The sequence below is a fragment of the Atlantibacter sp. MEI4A-1023 genome (assembly GCF_056155425.1).
The window spans coordinates 4,274,465-4,290,685 of sequence record NZ_CM149568.1 but is presented as its reverse complement, the minus strand read 5'-3'; the positions used below and the strand labels follow the sequence as shown (position 1 = coordinate 4,290,685).

Genomic DNA, 16,221 nt, shown 5'->3' with positions numbered 1-16,221 from the left:
TGCTGGCCGCAACATGAAATCCTTGGGAGGGGTAGGGTACAGGTTGTTATGGTTTCCCTCTCCCCGGTCGGGGAGAGGGTTAAGGTGAGACGTTATGAAGGCATAGTGATGGCCTGCTTTTCTTCGAGCAGTTTTTCCACCACACCTGGATCGGCGAGCGTTGAGGTATCGCCGAAGTTACTGGTATCCCCCGCCGCAATCTTACGCAGAATGCGACGCATGATTTTGCCGGAGCGGGTTTTCGGCAGCGAATCGGTCCAGTGCAGAATATCCGGCGTCGCCAGCGGGCCGATCTCTTTACGCACCCAATTGCGCACTTCGGTATACAGTTGCGCCGTGGGTTCTTCGCCGTGATTGAGGGTCACATACGCATAAATCGCCTGGCCTTTAATGTTGTGCGGAATGCCCACCACGGCAGCCTCGGCAATTTTCGGATGCGACACCAGCGCCGATTCGATTTCCGCAGTGCCCAGACGGTGGCCAGAAACGTTCAGCACGTCATCCACACGCCCGGTGATCCAGTAGTAGCCGTCCTCATCACGACGCGCGCCGTCGCCGCTGAAGTACATATTTTTGAAGGTCGAGAAATAGGTCTGCTCGAAGCGCTCATGATCGCCAAACAGCGTGCGCGCCTGCCCCGGCCAGGAGTCGGTGATGACCAGATTGCCTTCGGTTGCGCCTGTCAGCGGCTGGCCTTCGTTATCCACCAGCGCCGGTTGCACGCCGAAGAACGGACGGGTTGCCGAGCCGGCTTTCAGTTCCGTTGCGCCTGGCAGCGGGGTGATCATAAAGCCGCCGGTTTCAGTCTGCCACCAGGTGTCCACCACCGGGCATTTCTCGTTGCCGATTTTCTTCCAGTACCATTCCCAGGCTTCCGGGTTAATCGGTTCGCCGACGGAGCCCAGAATGCGCAATGAAGAACGGTCGGTGCCTTCAATCGCCTTATCGCCTTCCGCCATCAGGGCGCGGATCGCCGTCGGCGCGGTGTAGAGAATGTTCACTTTATGCTTATCGACCACCTGCGCCATGCGGTTCGGCGCAGGCCAGTTCGGCACGCCTTCAAACATCAGCGTGGTAGCGCCGACAGCCAGCGGGCCATACAGCAGGTAACTGTGGCCAGTCACCCAGCCCACATCCGCCGTACACCAGTAGATGTCGCCAGGCTTGTAGTCGAATACGTATTTAAAGGTGGTTGCGGCATAAACCAGGTAACCGCCAGTGGTATGCAGCACGCCCTTAGGCTTGCCGGTAGAGCCGGAGGTATAAAGGATAAACAGCGGGTCTTCCGCGTTCACTTCTACTGGCTGGTGGTGGGCGCTGGCTTTCTCAATCAGTTCGTGCCACCACAGATCGCGGCCTTCATTCCACTCGATGTTTGCGCCAGTGCGCTTAAGCACAATCACATGCTCAATGGTTTTCACGCCAGGGTTTTTCAGCGCGTCGTCGACGTTTTTCTTCAGAGGGATCGTGCGGCCCGCGCGGATACCTTCATCGGCGGTGATCACCAGACGCGAACTGGAGTCGATAATACGCCCGGCCACCGCTTCCGGGGAAAATCCGCCGAAAATCACCGAGTGCACCGCGCCAATGCGTGCGCAGGCCAGCATCGCGACCGCCGCTTCCGGCACCATCGGCATATAGATAGCCACCACGTCGCCTTTCTTAATACCCAGGTCGACGAGGGTGTTCGCGAAGCGACACACGTCGCGATGCAGTTCGCGATAACTAATATTTTTGCTCTGGGTCGCGTCATCGCCTTCCCAGATAATCGCGGTGCGATCGCCGTTTTCCGCCAGATGACGGTCCAGGCAGTTCGCCGCTAAATTTAGGGTGCCGTCTTCATACCATTTAATCGAAACGTTGCCGGGTGCAAAGGAGGTGTTTTTAACTTTCTGATAAGGCTTGATCCAGTCAAGGATTTTACCCTGTTCACCCCAGAACGCGTCAGGATCGTGAATAGATTGCTGATATTTAGCCTCGTACTGCTCCGGGTTAATCAGGCAATGTTCCGCAATGTTTGCGGGAATAGCGTGTTTGTGTATTTGGCTCATGGCTTTTTTTCTCCTTGAAGGATGTTAATAATATGTCACGCAAACGTTAATTGTAGGGGCTTTAGCAGCTTTGTTTATTATTTGCGCGGCAGATCACGAATAAAAAAAATGGCGGAAAATTGCTCAAACGATTCCGCGGGAGAAAAAAATTAGGGAAATATATTTTTGAAAAATATGTTCAGGAAAATTCATCTATAACAAAACGTTATGATGGCAGACTAATATAAAAATGTGGTTTGAATCAAAAAATCAGTGAATGTGCCTGTTCCTCAAGGGTTGCGCAGCATGGCGTACAAATGGTACTCATTATGCGCGTTAAAAAACCCCATAACAGACCCAACGTTTGTCATACCCCTTTCAGTTTGTGCCCTTCTCATAGTGACACACATGGGAATGGCCCCTTTGATTCAGGAAGTTAAGTGTTATGAAAAACAAAAAGATAAGCCTGGCCTGGCAAATTTTGCTTGCGCTGGTGCTAGGCATTCTTCTGGGCAGCTATCTGCACTACCACGCCGATAGCCGCGAATGGTTGGTCAGTAATCTGCTTTCTCCCGCAGGTGATATCTTCATTCACCTGATCAAAATGATTGTGGTACCGATTGTGATCTCCACCCTGGTGGTCGGTATTGCCGGCGTCGGCGATGCGAAACAGCTGGGTCGTATTGGTGCGAAAACCATTATCTATTTTGAAGTGATCACCACCGTAGCGATTATCCTGGGCATCACGCTGGCGAATGTGTTCCAGCCGGGTCACGGGATCGATATGTCCCAACTCGCCGCAGTCGATATTTCGAAATACCAACAAACGACAGAACAAGTGCAGAGCCATTCTCATGGCCTGATGAGCACTATTCTTTCGCTGGTGCCGACTAACATCGTGGCGTCAATGGCGAAGGGCGATATGCTGCCGATTATTTTCTTCTCGGTGCTGTTCGGTCTGGGCCTTTCTTCATTGCCGTCTAACCATCGCGAGCCGTTGGTAACCGTGTTCCGCTCCATCTCCGAAACCATGTTTAAAGTGACGCACATGGTGATGCGCTATGCGCCGGTGGGGGTGTTCGCGCTGATTTCCGTGACGGTCGCCAACTTCGGTTTCGCCTCGCTGTGGCCGCTCGCCAAGCTGGTGATCCTGGTCTATATGGCGATTCTGTTCTTCGCGCTGGTGGTGCTGGGCACGGTGGCGCGGATGTGCGGGCTGCGTATCATGATCTTGATCCGCATCCTGAAAGACGAACTGATTCTGGCGTACTCCACTGCCAGTTCTGAAAGCGTTCTGCCACGTATTATTGAGAAGATGGAAGCCTATGGCGCGCCAGCGTCAATCACCAGTTTTGTGGTGCCAACCGGCTACTCCTTTAACCTCGATGGCTCGACGCTGTACCAGAGTATTGCGGCGATCTTTATCGCCCAGCTGTACGGCATTGAGCTGTCTCTCGGCCAGGAAATCATTCTGGTGCTGACCCTGATGGTGACGTCGAAAGGCATCGCGGGCGTACCGGGCGTGTCGTTTGTGGTACTGCTGGCGACGCTGGGCAGCGTGGGTATTCCGCTGGAAGGGCTGGCGTTTATCGCGGGCGTAGACCGTATCCTCGACATGGCGCGCACCGCGCTCAACGTGGTAGGCAACGCGCTGGCGGTACTGGTTATCGCCAAATGGGAGCACCGCTTCGACCGCAAAAAGGCCCAGGCCTATGAGCGGGAAATGCTGGGTAAGTTTGACGAAACGGCCAATTCTTAACGGATTACGCTGAATAAAAAGGGCTGGCGAAGTAGACGCTGGCCCTTTTTGCATTTACAGGCCTGGCATTCGTATGGAAATAAACCGGGCGAGTGGTGTATAGTATTCAAAAAGTTATTTATAATTATTTGATAATACTATGAAAAAAGTAACCACCTCGATTCCGGCCCTCGACAAGATTATGCGCGTGTTCGACTACCTGCTGGAGTGCGACGGCGCGACGTTTACGCAAATCCATCAGCATTCCGGGATTGCCAAAAGCAGCACATCTTCCTTACTTAACGGCATGGTGGCCCACGGGTTGCTGCGCCAGGAAAAAGATAAGTACTACCTGGGCCTGCGCTTGTATGAGCTGGGCAACAAGGCATCTGAACAGTACGACATTAAAAAGATAGCCCTGCCGATCCTCGAGGAAATCCGCGACTCAACCGGGTTAACCTGCCATCTCGGCGTGCTGGAAGGCGCATCGCCAATTTATCTGCTGAAGCTGGAAAGCCCGCAGGCCATTGTGATCCGCAGCTGGGAAGGCAAGCGCCTGTCGCTGCACAGCTCCGGGCTGGGAAAGGTGCTTATCGCCTGGCTGAACAGCGAAGAGCTGGAAGAGTTACTGCCGGAAGATCAGGTTTTGCATCGCTTTACCGATACCACCATTACCGATATCAACATCCTTAAACAGGAGCTGGCGGGCATTCGCCGTCGCGGGTGGGGATATGATAATGAAGAAGATTGCCAGGGCGTGCGCTGTATTGCGGTACCGGTGTTTAATTCCCAGGGGAAAGTCATTGCCGCTCTGAGCGCATCGGGCGTGGCATTCCAGATCCCTGACGACAAGCGTGAAGGCCTGGCAACGTTAATGATGGATGCCAGCCGCCGTCTTACCCATCTGCTGCACTAATCGAAAGCGGGCATTAGCCCGCTTTCTTCTTTATACCTGTTACAGCCCCGCGCGTTTCAGCACCTTGTGAAGATTCGCGATATGCCCTTCGTTGGCAGGCAGGACCGGCGGCATCACGTGGGTTGAAACATTCACGCCGCTCAGTTGAATCGCCTTCTTGATGATGCCGAAGAACGGCGTATCCAGGCTGTAAATCGTCGACAGCGCCGACAGCTGGCGTTGCAGTGCAAACATCGTTTCATACTCTTTTTCGCACCAGGCGCGGTAAATGCCGCAGGTGATCTGCGGCGCAAAGTTGGCGGTGGCCGGGATACCGCCGTTGCCGCCCATGATCAGCGTATCCATCATGTATTCGTCATAACCAGAGAATATGACAAAGTCGGAACGAATCGGCCTGACGTGATTAACGATTTCCCGGATGTGGCTAATATTATCGACGGTATCTTTAATCCCAATAATATTGGGTATATCGCGCGCCAGTCTGGTGATTAAATCAACGCTAATATCCTGGCCGGTTAATGCCGGAAAATTATAAATTAATACCGGGCTATGAATATTCTCTGCCACGGTTTTAAAGTGGTTATAAATATAGTCGTCGGTTAATTTGGCATAATACGGGTTCAGTACCAGCACCGCGTCCACTTCCAGTTTATCGGCGTGGTAACCCAGTTCTATCACTTCCTGGGTACAGGTGCTGCTAATTCCCAGTAAAACGGGAATACGACGATTAATATGACGCACGCAGAATTCGGCTGTTTCCCTTCGCTGCTTTTGGGTCATATGGCAGAACTCGCCGCCGCTACCCAGCAACAGTACGCCATCGACGTTACTGGCGATCAGATGATCCAGTAAGGTCGCCATTCCCGCTTTATCCAGTTCTCCCTGAGCATCAACAATTGTCGGGACGGGCGGGAATACCCCGCGAAATTTGCTCGTGTTTGACATGAAAAATTCCTTTAAACAAGGGTGGGCCTGCGAACAAACCCACCGAAAATATTATTTAATCCAGGCACCGGCCATTAATGAGGTGGCGTGAGAGGTGAATTGCTTAAACACGCCGCGACGGCTGGAATAATCCGGTTTGGTCCAGCGGCTGCGACGCGCCGCCAGGCAATCCTGAATGTCTTGTTCGGACTGGCGAACGCCATGAATACCGACGATGTTAAGCTTGCGGCCTTTAACATCCATTTCGATCAGATCGCCATCTTCCACCAGTGCGATCGGTCCGCCGTCCGCCGCTTCCGGCGAAACGTGCCCCACGCACGGGCCGCTGGTTGCACCGGAGAAGCGGCCATCGGTAATCAGGGCCACTTTGCCATCCAGACGCTGGTCATACACGATGGCGTCGGTGGTCATTAACATCTCCGGGGCGCCGGAACCTTTTGGCCCTTCGTAGCGGATGAAAATCACATCGCCGGGTTCAATACGGTTGTGGATGATGGCCTGCTGGGCATCCTCCTCAGAGTTAAATACCCGCGCCGGGCCGACGTGGTGATGCATATCCGGGGAACAGGCGGCGTATTTGATCACCGCGCCTTCCGGGGCGATATTGCCTTTCAGTACCGCAATCGAGCCTTTTTTAGTGGCCTGCTCGGGTTTGCGCAGTACATCGTCCGGGCTGACTTTGTAGTTATTCAGATAGCCATGATTGCGGGTGAAGAAGCCAGACTGGTGCATCATCTCCAGGTTATCGCCCAGCGTGCGGCCGGTGACCGTCAGCACATCCAGATCCAGATAATCACGCAGATACCACTGCACCAGCGGAATACCGCCCGCGAACCACAGCATCTCGGTAACGTACTGGCCGCTCGGCTGAATGTTGGTCAGATACGGGATTTCATTATTAATGCGATCGAACAGTTCCGGTTTTAATTCCCAGCCCAGTTCGTGCGCCACCGCAGGCAGGTGGATCATGGCGTTGGTGCTACCGCCAATCGCCGCATGAACTTTAATCGCATTTTCAAACGCGGCAGGCGTCAGGATTTTGTGGGTAGTGATATTTTTTGACGCCAGATGCAGCGCCTGATGGCCTGCCGCACGCGCACCGCGACGGATTTCCGCCATCGTCGACGGCTGCAATGCGCTGCCCGGCAACGCCAGGCCGAGCGCTTCCGACATACACTGCATGGTACTGGCGGTGCCCATAAACTGGCAGGCGCCCGCCGTCGGACAACCGCACTGCTGCATGGCTTCCACCTGCTGAACGCCGATTTCGCCTTTCTTCAGCTTCGCGGTGATGCCGCCGAGGTCAGAGGTGCTCATATTCGGGGCCGGGCGCATGGAGCCGCCGGGGATATGTATCAGCGGCAGATCCAGACGCGCGGCGGCAATCAAATGCGCGGGAATCGATTTATCGCAGCTGGAGATCAGCACGCCAGCGTCATACGGCACTACCGACCCATGGATTTCCACCATGTTGGCGATGGCTTCGCGGGACGCCAGGATATAGTTCATCCCGTCATGGCCCTGTCCCCAGCCGTCGCAAATATCAGTGACGTGATGGCGCACCGCGCGGCCGCCCGCTTCGTGGACACCCAGCACCGCCTCGTCACCGAGCTGGTTGAGGTGGAAACTGCCGGGGTGGCTCTCCCCGTAGCAATCATCCACCAATACCTGCAATTTATTGACGTCGTCTTTGGTGTAGTTCATCCCCAGACGTAGAGCATCCAGTTGCGACCACAGGTCGCGGGCAGTTTGGCATTTCTGACTCATTTGGCGATTCCTTCCTGTTTAAGTGACGCAGTTGCGAGGGGCTTGCTACCTGAGTTAGGCGTACCGGCAGGACGCGCGGTCACCGAGGGCAAACTGAACAGCAACGCAACAGCGATAAGCAATGCGGCAACCAGCACGGTCATACCGGCGGTTTGAGAGAAAGTGACAGTCAACAGCCCAACCAGATACGGCCCGATAAAACCGCCAATATTGCCGAGGGCGTTGATGGTGCCGCGCACGCCGCCCAGCACGTTGGGTGCGAACAACAGCGGCGGCAGCGTCCAGAAGGGGCCCGCGTAGGCTTGCAGGAAGAAGCCGCACACCACCATCATGCCGTAGGCCAGCCAGACGTTGTCTTTGAGGATCAGGGAGAGCGCTAAACAAAAAGCGAAGCCAATCAGCGGGATTGCGGTATACAGGCGGCGGTTCATGGTCTTATCGCACCATTTTGCGATATAGAACTGACCGATGATGCACAAAATATACGGTGCGGCAGTAAGCAGGCCGACGGTGGTCATGCCGCTGCCGGTTAACTCTTTAATCAGTTTCGGCATCCACAGGGCGAAGCCGTAGAAACCCACCTGGACGAAGAAATAGATACCGATAAGCTTCCACAGGTTTACGCTGCGCAGCACGCTGCGGATATTGCTTTTCTCTCCGGCGATGCTCAGCGTGCGATCTTCTTCCAGCTTTTGTTCAATCCAGGCGCGCTCTTTCGGATCCAGCCATTTCGCCTGATGCGGGTGGTCAGCCACCAGCGGCAGCCAGACAAACAGCAGACCCAGCGACAGCAAGCCTTCAATAATGAACATTTCGCGCCAGCCGTAGACCTCGATCAACCAGCCGGAAAGCGGCCCGGTGATAATTGAGGCCACCGCCAGGTTCATCTGGAAATAGGCAATAGCGCGGGCGCGTTCTTCATTCGGGAACCAGTGGCCGATCAAGGCCAGAATCGCAGGGTAGACTGCGCCTTCAGCGACGCCGAGGATAAAGCGGATAATCAACAGTTGGGTGGGGGTTTGTACAAAACCCGTCAACAAGGCAAATCCGCCCCAGGCAACAATTGTCCAGGCGATAAGCTTTTTGGCGCTCAGGCGTTCAGCGATTTGTCCGCCGGGGATCTGCAAAAAGATATAACCAATAAAGAAGATCCCGGCGACCAGACCGGCAAACGACGCCGTCATGCCGAGATCTTCCTCCATACCGCCCGCAATACCGATGGCGATATTGGTCCGGTCCATATATGCCACGATATAAACGAGGATGGTGGCTGGGATGATATGCAGCCAGCGTCCCCTCGTGGTCGGTTTACTCAGTTCAGTACTCATTTTTTCTTCCCTATGATAAGAGGTATGATTGTTCTATGTATGGAACTGCTGTTCTGTATGTTGTTATCATCGCGCCGGGAATCAGCAACGTCAATTCCATACAAAAACGAAGGCTTTGTTTTGTGATTTGCTTCATAAACTGGGAGCACGCCAGGCTGAAAGGAAACAAGCAGAGGTGAAAATGCGGCGATTTATGGGCTTAAGGTAAATTTGTGCGTTATCTCACAGGATTGGACTTATTAAAATTTAGCCATTGAGAGTAGCGATGATGTGGGTATAGATTCCTTATAAGGAATAATTGTTCTGTATAAAGAACTAAATCTTAAATGAGGAATCATCATGATTACGACAGCACTATTTCCGTCACGCTATGTTCAGGGAAAGGGCGCGTTAACAACGCATCTGCCACAGGAGTTGGCTTCCCTGGGACGCAAAGCGCTGATCCTGCAAGATCCGTTCGTTCACCAGCGCTATTGCGATGCGGTTGAAACCGCGCTGCATGGCGTTATTGAGTACCAGATTGAGGTGTTTAACAGTGAATGCAGCGACGAAGAGATCGCGCGGATTTCTGATAAGGCGATGGCGATCGGCGCGGACGTGATTGTCGGAATGGGTGGCGGTAAAACGCTTGATACCGCCAAAGCCACCGGTGCCAGTCTGCGTTTGCCTATCGCAATAGTACCGACGCTTGCGTCTACGGATGCACCCTGTAGCTCGTTGGTGGTGATCTACACCGCCGAAGGGCAATTCAAACGCTATTTAATGATCCCGCGTAACCCTAATTTGGTGCTGGTGGATAGCGGCATTATCGCCTCTGCGCCGGTTCGTTTCCTGGTCTCTGGCATGGGCGATGCGCTGGCGACGTGGTTTGAAGCGGAGGATTGCCGCATCAAAGGAGCAGGTAACATGACCTCGCGCCCTGGCCCGATGACCGCCTTCGAGCTGGCGCGTTTTTGCTACGACACGCTAATGCGCTATGGCCGCCTGGCGAAGTTAGCTTGTGAGCAGCATCAGGTGACTCCGGCGCTGGAACATGTCATTGAAGCCAACACACTGTTATCAGGATTGGGTTTTGAAAGCGGCGGGCTGGCAGCGGCGCATGCTATTCACAATGGCCTGACGGTCCTGCCACAGACGCATGCTTACTGGCACGGCGAAAAAGTCGCGTTCGGCACGCTGGCCATGTTAATGCTGACAGATCGCTCCCCTGAACTTATCGATGAGGTTTATACGTTCTGCGAGGATGTAGGCCTGCCAGTTACCCTGGCCGAGATTGGTTTAAGCGACGTCAGCGATGCCGATCTGATGGCCGTTGCACAGGCAGCCTGTCAGGCTGGCGAAACCATGCATAACGAACCCTGTGAAGTGACGCCGGAAACGGTAATGGCAGCGCTACGCGCCGCTGATGCGCAGGGCAGGGCGCGTAAAGCACAGCGACGTTAATTTTTCTCTTAAATGCCGTCGTTCATCGGGCGTGCTGTTTATTCATCACGCCCGCTTATTACTCATCGCTGTGATATTGATTAGATTTTCAACATCCCCTCAAGGCTTTTTCAGGCATCGATCCGTACAATCGCCCACACTCAACCTTAGCTATTCATCCCTGCGGAGAATGATGATGAAACCTGCCATTATGGTGGTGGATGACGATCCCGCCATTTGCGATGTCTTACGGGATGCCTTTAGCGAGCATGTGTTTGAGGTCCATGCCTGCTATACCGGGAATAATGCGCTGGCGACGCTGGGCTCCCATCCGGAAATTGCGCTGGTGCTGCTGGATATGATACTGCCGGATATCAACGGTCTGATGGTGCTGCAGCAAATCCAACGCCAGCATCCGGCGTTGCCGGTGATTATGTTAACCGGCCTGGGCAGTGAGTCTGATGTGGTGGTCGGCCTGGAAATGGGGGCTGATGATTACATCGCAAAACCCTTTAATCCGCGCGTTGTCATCGCCCGTGTAAAAGCGGTACTACGGCGCAGCGGCGTACTGAATGCCGAGGTTCCCGCAGTGACGGGCAAAGGACTCATGTTCAACGGCTGGACGCTCGATCCTGCGCGCTGCGTGCTGGTTGATGCTAATCAACAGCCCGTGGAACTCACTCAGGGTGAATATGGTTTGTTACTGGCGCTGGTACAAAATGCGCGGAGGGTATTAAGTCGTGAACAACTTTTGGAGTTGACCCACAGCGAAACCACCGAGGTATTTGATCGCACGATTGATGTGCTGGTCATGCGCCTGCGTAGAAAAATAGAGATCAATCCCCATCAGCCCGCGTTAATCCGTACTATTCGCGGCGTTGGCTATGTATTTTCTGCGGATGTGATTGCGGCAGAAAGGGCAGCATAAAGATCGGGTGCATTAAGGACTCAGTACCCGACAAGAAGGGCGGAGCGAACTCCGCCCGGGTAGCATTACCGGTCAGAGCAGGCTAATTTAGCCGCCACCTCCTGATTCCCGTTCCTTATTCTTAATTCGCAAAGCAGTCCGCGATTAAATAAGGAAAAAACCAGTACTGTTATGCAAACAACTAATAAGCATGCCAGCAGATAGCGTAGTGGCTTCATGCCATTTACTCCTTGCCTCGCGGCGAGTAAGCGGCTATTCTCAACTTGTTTGGGGTTGAGAGATAGCCTCGGGTTAATAGAAATATTGCCCGGGGCTTTTCTCTTTCTGTCTCTCGCTCAGTGATGTACTTAAGACAGAAAGCCTTAAGCACCCGCCGACTATATTAAATGTCCGGCGATAAAATACCATAAAATCTGCGATGTAATTTTAGGCGCGATTTTTCATTATTATGGAATTAACCTCGCAGAAGTTTAATAATTTATTTATGGTACTCTTGATTAATGGTTTTACTCGTGCCTTTCCTGAATATCCAGCGTTAATTCATCAAGCGTTTTTGCGCCGTCGATGGCATTCGCACATAACAGACTCGCCCGGGCACAGGCATGCGCCAGTAAAATACTGTCAGACAGCGACCAGCTTTCATGGCTGCCGTATAGCAGGCCCGCGCAGAATGCATCGCCTGCCCCGACGCTACCGACTATCTCCTCCTGGCTTAATGTCATTGACGGTACCCACAGACCCTCACCGCTGGATTCAACACCAAACGCGCCTTCCGGGCAGTGGATCACCACACGCTGACGCACACCGGCATTCAGCAACTGCCTGGCGACAGCGCCGATCGCGTCAATATCCGGGGTATGGTCATCCTTACGCATTGCCTGGCCGCTAAACTCGCCGGCTTCCAGTTCGTTAATCACCAGATAATCCAGCCAGGGCAGGGCGGGCATGACTAAAGGTTGATAGCGTGGATCGCCCTGGCGCGACACCAAATCCAGCGAAGTTTGATAGCCCTGCTGTTGCATCTGCGCCAGCAAGCGGGCACTGCGTGTGCCGTATTCGGCGTCGGGTAAATCCAGGCTATCGAGCAGCAATAAATAGCCAAGATGGAAAATCTTCATCCTGCTGTCGAGATGATCAAATGCCGGTAAATCCAGCAACCGGTTCGCACCGGGAGAATGAAAAAAGGTGCGCTGACCGCTGGGATCGGTCATGACCTGGGTCATCGACGTTGGCGCGAATGAGGTACGCTGCACGTGTTGGCGATTGACGTGGTATTGCTCAAGCATCGCCATAACGAAATCGCCATCATGATCTTCGCCGATAAGGCCCACCGCCTGAAGCGGCAGGCCGGTATGCATTTTCGCGAGGGTGAGCAAAACGTTAAGCGGCGCGCCGCCCGTGGAGCGCTCACTCCGGATGATTTCTGTTAACCAACCCGGCTCCGGCCATTTCACAATCTGATGGACATGGTCCACCAGCATATTGCCAGCGGCAATAACGCCTTTCCGTTCGCTCATCATCCCTCCTTACGCATGCCCCGCGCTGCCAAAGGTGCGCATCTGTTCCGCTACCACATCGGTAATCGCTTCTTCAATGCCTAGTAGCAACTCGGCGAATTCGTCATACATCGGCTTACGATCTGCCATACGCTGTTCCACCGCACCCAGCGCTGCCTGAGACATACCGGTATAAAAGTTGATTTTATGGATGCCCAGCGAGATGGCGCGCCGGAAATCGGCATCGCTAATTCCTGAGCCGCCATGCAGCACCAGCGGAATACCGGTTTGCTGGCTGATGGCGCTGAGCCGGTCGAAATCGAGCTTCGGCTCGCCCTTATATTTACCGTGGGCATTGCCGATGGCGACCGCCAGAGCGTCGATACCGGTACTGTCGACAAATTCGCGGGCAATCGCGGGATCGGTGAATTTCGCGCTGTCCGCTTCGCCATACAGCGCGCCGCCTTCATCGCCGCCTACTGCGCCCAACTCCGCTTCTACCGATACGCCTACCGCGTGGCACATTTTCACGACTTCCCGGGTCTGGCGAACGTTGTCTTCATAACTCAGGGTTGAGCCATCAAACATCACTGAGCTAAACCCGAGGCGCAGCGCCCGGACAACCGACTCAAAATGCAGGCCGTGATCAAGGTTGAGCACGACCGGAATATCGTGGCGCGCCGCCTCGAATTTCACGGCTTCCACCAGCGAATCCAGCGACACGTATTTAAAATGCACTTCTGCAATATTGATAATAAACGGTGAGCGCTCCTGCTTCGCCGCAGCGAAAAGCGCGCGCAGAAAGTGGCTATCCAGCACGTTAAACGCGCCGAGCGCATAGCCGTGCTGACGGGCGTGGGCCAGTCCGTCTGCAAGCGAAATCAATGCCATGTTGGCCTCCTGGAATTAACGGAAAACGCGGTATTCATTGCACAACACCAGTTGAGCGGGCTCGTCTTCATCGATGGCGTTGAACCGTTCAAGGGGTTTAAGGAAGCGATTGTCACGGTCGTCGTCGTTTACCGTTGAGACCTCACCCGCCAGCACATCACCAAACCCGGCTTCAGCCCAAAAGCTGTGATACATGCCGGGTGTCAGGCAAATGCTTTCCCCTGGTGCGAGGCGCAATTGGCTGCCGGCGCTGTGCGTCTGTCGGCAACCATCGATGACGACCGTGACATCGCTTTGTTCGGGTTGTTCGTACTGGTCTGCATTCCAGATTTCGATAATTAAATTGCCGCCGCCCCGGTTAATGATGTCTTCCCGTTTGCGCCAGTGAAAATGCATCGGCGTCACCTGGCCATCCCGGACGTGCATGATTTTTTCGGCATAGCTTTTCGGCCAGGGAACGCCGTCCACCGAGCCGTTGCGCAGGGTAAACAGCGTCAGCCCCTGGGCGGTAAAATTATTGCCGCCGAAGGCGGTCACATCCCAGCCCAGCTTTAAGTCAAAGACCTCTGCCCAACTGGCCTCATCCAGTTCGCGCCACTTTGTGGGGGCGAAGCTGGCAAACGGCGGCAGATGCACATCATGGCGGGAAAAAAACTGGCGCGTGTGGCCGATGATTTCATTGATTTCAGAGCGTTTCATTGCATCTCCCTGGTAGAGTGTGTTCTCTGCCTGAAGAAGAGGCGTGAGAGGCAGACCCGCCCCTCACCCTCGCCTGAAGGTTATTTCACCGTCCAGCCTTTGTAAGTGCCGATGTTGTTCTTATCAATCATCGTCACCGGGATCAGCACCGGTTCTTTCGGCGCGGGTTTGCCCTGAAGGATGTCATAACCGATTTCCACCGCTTTGGCCGCCATCACCTGGGGGTCCTGGGCTGGCGTTGCCACAAACAGCGAGTTATCGCGTTTCAGGGCTTCTTCCGCATCCGGCGATCCGTCCACACCGACGATAAAGAACTCGTTACGCTGCGACTGTTTCGCCGCCAGATCCGCGCCGATCGCCGTTGGATCGTTGATCGCGAATACGCCGTCGATCTTCGGATTCGCCGCCAGCAGCGAGGTCATCACTTCCAGCCCGCCTTCGCGGCTGCCTTTGGCGTTCTGGTTCCAGGAGAGCACTTTGATATCCGGATGGCGTTTGAATTCGGTCTGGCAGCCTTCTACACGGTTTTGTACGGCGGATACCGGCGGTCCGTTGATGATCACCACATTGCCTTTGCCTTTCAGGCGGTCGGTAATGTATTTACAGGCGATTTCCCCGGCCTGGGTGTTGTTTGACGTGATGGTGGCATCAGCCCCATCAGCCGCCACGTCAACCGCCACGACCACAATCCCAGCGTCTTTGGCGCGTTTCACCGCCGGGCCGATGCCTTTTGAATCCGCAGCGTTAAGGATGATCATGTCCACTTTAGCGGCGATAAAGTTATCGATTTGCGCCACCTGCTGACCCAAATCGTAGCCGCTGGACACCAGTGTCACTTTCACGCCGTCGCCCGCCAGTTTACGCGCTTCCAGCTCTGCCCCTTTGGTGATCTGGACGAAGAACGGGTTGGCGAGATCGCCCACGGTAACGCCGATGGATTTTAACTCTTTGGCCTGCACAAACGGCGAGGCGGCAAGCAGTGCGCCAGCACAGAGCGCGGTGACAAGAGGTTTCAAACGCATATTTCTCTTCCTCATATAGGGAGTAGGGTATTGTTGTTATGCACTTTGATGGTGACGGGTACGGTACTTGTCTATCAGCACTGCAATGATGATCACCGCCCCTTTGATCACCAGTTGCCAGAAGTAAGAAACGCCCATCAGGGTCATGCCGTTGTTGAGGGTCGCGATGATTAACGCCCCCACCAGGGTACCGGTGATGGTGCCGATGCCCCCAACAAAACTGGTGCCGCCGAGAATAACCGCCGCAATCGCATCCAGCTCGTAGCCCATCCCCAGGTTGCCGTTGGCGCTGTACAGCCGTGATGCGCTCATCAGCCCGCCGAGCCCGGAAAGCAGCCCGCTCATCCCATAAACAAACAGCAGTACCAGCCATACTTTGATGCCGGTCAGACGGGCCGCCTGCATGTTGCCGCCTACCGCATAGATATGAACCCCCAGCGTGGTGCGGCGCAGAATAAACCAGCAAATCGCCACCACCAGCAGCGCAATCACCACCAGCCAGGGAATGGGGCCGAGGTAGGCGTTGCCTATCCATTCAAAACCAATATTGGAGTTGATGACCGTAGTGCCATCCGCCAGCAGATACGCCGCGCCGCGCAGCGCCGTGTAGGTCCCCAGCGTGACGATAAACGGCGGTAGCCCGGCAAAGGCCACCAGCGCGCCGTTAAACAAACCGAGCGCCAGCCCTAACATCAGCGCCGCAGGCATCGACAGCATCGACAGTTCCGGGGAGAGCGACACCACCATCGCCGCCACCGCCGTGGTGCCAAGTATTGAACCCACCGACAGGTCAATCCCGCCGGTCAAAATAATGAAGGTCATTCCCGCCGCCAGCACGATGTTAATCGACGCCTGACGGGTGATATTCAACAGGTTGCTTTCGGTAAAGAAGTTGGGCGCGATAAAGCCAAATACCGCCACGATCAGGATCAGAATCGGCAAAATCCCCACCGTTTGCATGATGTCGCCCATCAGCATTTTTTTCACTGAGGCGGATTTTGGGGCGGGTGAAGTGGATGGCGTCATGGTTGGCCCCTTT

Annotated in this window: 14 protein-coding genes; 4 read left to right on the top strand and 10 right to left on the bottom strand. The window is 54.5% G+C overall.

The window, feature by feature from the left end:
• Positions 1–92: 92 nt before the first annotated feature.
• On the bottom strand, positions 93–2,051 hold the full coding sequence (gene acs / locus ACVV26_RS20385; RefSeq protein WP_474799073.1) for an acetate--CoA ligase: 1,959 nt from the start codon (positions 2,049–2,051) through the stop codon (positions 93–95).
• A 424-nt stretch (positions 2,052–2,475) separates the two neighbouring features.
• Between acs and gltP the strand changes: the two genes are divergently transcribed.
• Both gltP and ACVV26_RS20375 read left to right on the top strand, forming a co-directional pair.
• On the top strand, positions 2,476–3,789 hold the full coding sequence (gltP, locus tag ACVV26_RS20380; protein WP_312982154.1) for a glutamate/aspartate:proton symporter GltP: 1,314 nt from the start codon (positions 2,476–2,478) through the stop codon (positions 3,787–3,789).
• Positions 3,790–3,928: 139 nt separating this feature from the next.
• Entirely contained in the window at positions 3,929–4,684 is a 756-nt protein-coding gene (locus tag ACVV26_RS20375; protein WP_474799072.1) for an IclR family transcriptional regulator, read from the top strand.
• Between the two features lie 39 nt (positions 4,685–4,723).
• Here the strand turns inward: ACVV26_RS20375 and ACVV26_RS20370 are convergent, their stop codons facing one another.
• From ACVV26_RS20370 to ACVV26_RS20360, 3 genes are read right to left on the bottom strand one after another with little or no spacing between them, the layout of a single operon-like run.
• Positions 4,724–5,629 carry a dihydrodipicolinate synthase family protein gene (locus ACVV26_RS20370; RefSeq protein ID WP_474799070.1) on the bottom strand — a complete coding sequence of 302 codons (906 nt, stop codon included), beginning with the start codon at positions 5,627–5,629 and terminating at the stop codon, positions 4,724–4,726.
• Positions 5,630–5,680: 51 nt separating this feature from the next.
• Positions 5,681–7,396 (bottom strand): dihydroxy-acid dehydratase, encoded by a 1,716-nt coding sequence (ilvD, locus tag ACVV26_RS20365; RefSeq protein ID WP_474799068.1) that lies wholly within the window; start codon positions 7,394–7,396, stop codon positions 5,681–5,683.
• Positions 7,393–8,724 (bottom strand): MFS transporter, encoded by a 1,332-nt coding sequence (locus ACVV26_RS20360; RefSeq protein WP_474799067.1) that lies wholly within the window; start codon positions 8,722–8,724, stop codon positions 7,393–7,395. Before ACVV26_RS20360 ends, ilvD begins: the two co-directional genes overlap by 4 nt.
• Positions 8,725–9,063: 339 nt before the next feature.
• Between ACVV26_RS20360 and ACVV26_RS20355 the strand changes: the two genes are divergently transcribed.
• Entirely contained in the window at positions 9,064–10,167 is a 1,104-nt protein-coding gene (locus tag ACVV26_RS20355; protein WP_474799066.1) for a glycerol dehydrogenase, read from the top strand.
• A gap of 175 nt (positions 10,168–10,342) precedes the next feature.
• The gene (locus ACVV26_RS20350; protein WP_474799065.1) at positions 10,343–11,074 is read left to right on the top strand and encodes a response regulator transcription factor; all 732 of its coding nucleotides are present in this window, start codon (positions 10,343–10,345) and stop codon (positions 11,072–11,074) included.
• A gap of 65 nt (positions 11,075–11,139) precedes the next feature.
• On the opposite strand, the gene ACVV26_RS20345 is transcribed toward ACVV26_RS20350, so the two are convergent.
• From ACVV26_RS20345 to ACVV26_RS20320, 6 genes are all read right to left on the bottom strand, one after another.
• Positions 11,140–11,292 (bottom strand): Hok/Gef family protein, encoded by a 153-nt coding sequence (locus tag ACVV26_RS20345; RefSeq protein ID WP_312982165.1) that lies wholly within the window; start codon positions 11,290–11,292, stop codon positions 11,140–11,142.
• A 288-nt stretch (positions 11,293–11,580) separates the two neighbouring features.
• Entirely contained in the window at positions 11,581–12,591 is a 1,011-nt protein-coding gene (locus tag ACVV26_RS20340; RefSeq protein ID WP_474799064.1) for a carbohydrate kinase family protein, read from the bottom strand.
• Positions 12,592–12,600: 9 nt separating this feature from the next.
• On the bottom strand, positions 12,601–13,461 hold the full coding sequence (locus ACVV26_RS20335; RefSeq protein WP_474799062.1) for a ketose 1,6-bisphosphate aldolase: 861 nt from the start codon (positions 13,459–13,461) through the stop codon (positions 12,601–12,603).
• Between the two features lie 15 nt (positions 13,462–13,476).
• The gene (locus tag ACVV26_RS20330) at positions 13,477–14,160 is read right to left on the bottom strand and encodes a D-lyxose/D-mannose isomerase (RefSeq protein ID WP_474799061.1); all 684 of its coding nucleotides are present in this window, start codon (positions 14,158–14,160) and stop codon (positions 13,477–13,479) included.
• An 80-nt stretch (positions 14,161–14,240) separates the two neighbouring features.
• Positions 14,241–15,182, bottom strand: a complete 942-nt coding sequence (locus tag ACVV26_RS20325) for an ABC transporter substrate-binding protein (RefSeq protein ID WP_474799060.1) — start codon at positions 15,180–15,182, stop codon at positions 14,241–14,243.
• Positions 15,183–15,218: 36 nt separating this feature from the next.
• On the bottom strand, positions 15,219–16,208 hold the full coding sequence (locus ACVV26_RS20320; protein WP_312982174.1) for an ABC transporter permease subunit: 990 nt from the start codon (positions 16,206–16,208) through the stop codon (positions 15,219–15,221).
• Positions 16,209–16,221 lie beyond the last annotated feature (13 nt).

Excerpts from the sequence above, each read along its gene's own strand:
- acs (WP_474799073.1), bottom strand. The coding sequence starts at position 2,051 with ATGAGCCAAATACACAAACACGCTATTCCCGCAAACATTGCGGAACAT.
- gltP (WP_312982154.1), top strand. The coding sequence starts at position 2,476 with ATGAAAAACAAAAAGATAAGCCTGGCCTGGCAAATTTTGCTTGCGCTG.
- ACVV26_RS20375 (WP_474799072.1), top strand. The coding sequence starts at position 3,929 with ATGAAAAAAGTAACCACCTCGATTCCGGCCCTCGACAAGATTATGCGC.
- ACVV26_RS20370 (WP_474799070.1), bottom strand. The coding sequence starts at position 5,629 with ATGTCAAACACGAGCAAATTTCGCGGGGTATTCCCGCCCGTCCCGACA.
- ilvD (WP_474799068.1), bottom strand. The coding sequence starts at position 7,396 with ATGAGTCAGAAATGCCAAACTGCCCGCGACCTGTGGTCGCAACTGGAT.
- ACVV26_RS20360 (WP_474799067.1), bottom strand. The coding sequence starts at position 8,724 with ATGAGTACTGAACTGAGTAAACCGACCACGAGGGGACGCTGGCTGCAT.
- ACVV26_RS20355 (WP_474799066.1), top strand. The coding sequence starts at position 9,064 with ATGATTACGACAGCACTATTTCCGTCACGCTATGTTCAGGGAAAGGGC.
- ACVV26_RS20350 (WP_474799065.1), top strand. The coding sequence starts at position 10,343 with ATGAAACCTGCCATTATGGTGGTGGATGACGATCCCGCCATTTGCGAT.
- ACVV26_RS20345 (WP_312982165.1), bottom strand. The coding sequence starts at position 11,292 with ATGAAGCCACTACGCTATCTGCTGGCATGCTTATTAGTTGTTTGCATA.
- ACVV26_RS20340 (WP_474799064.1), bottom strand. The coding sequence starts at position 12,591 with ATGAGCGAACGGAAAGGCGTTATTGCCGCTGGCAATATGCTGGTGGAC.
- ACVV26_RS20335 (WP_474799062.1), bottom strand. The coding sequence starts at position 13,461 with ATGGCATTGATTTCGCTTGCAGACGGACTGGCCCACGCCCGTCAGCAC.
- ACVV26_RS20330 (WP_474799061.1), bottom strand. The coding sequence starts at position 14,160 with ATGAAACGCTCTGAAATCAATGAAATCATCGGCCACACGCGCCAGTTT.
- ACVV26_RS20325 (WP_474799060.1), bottom strand. The coding sequence starts at position 15,182 with ATGCGTTTGAAACCTCTTGTCACCGCGCTCTGTGCTGGCGCACTGCTT.
- ACVV26_RS20320 (WP_312982174.1), bottom strand. The coding sequence starts at position 16,208 with ATGACGCCATCCACTTCACCCGCCCCAAAATCCGCCTCAGTGAAAAAA.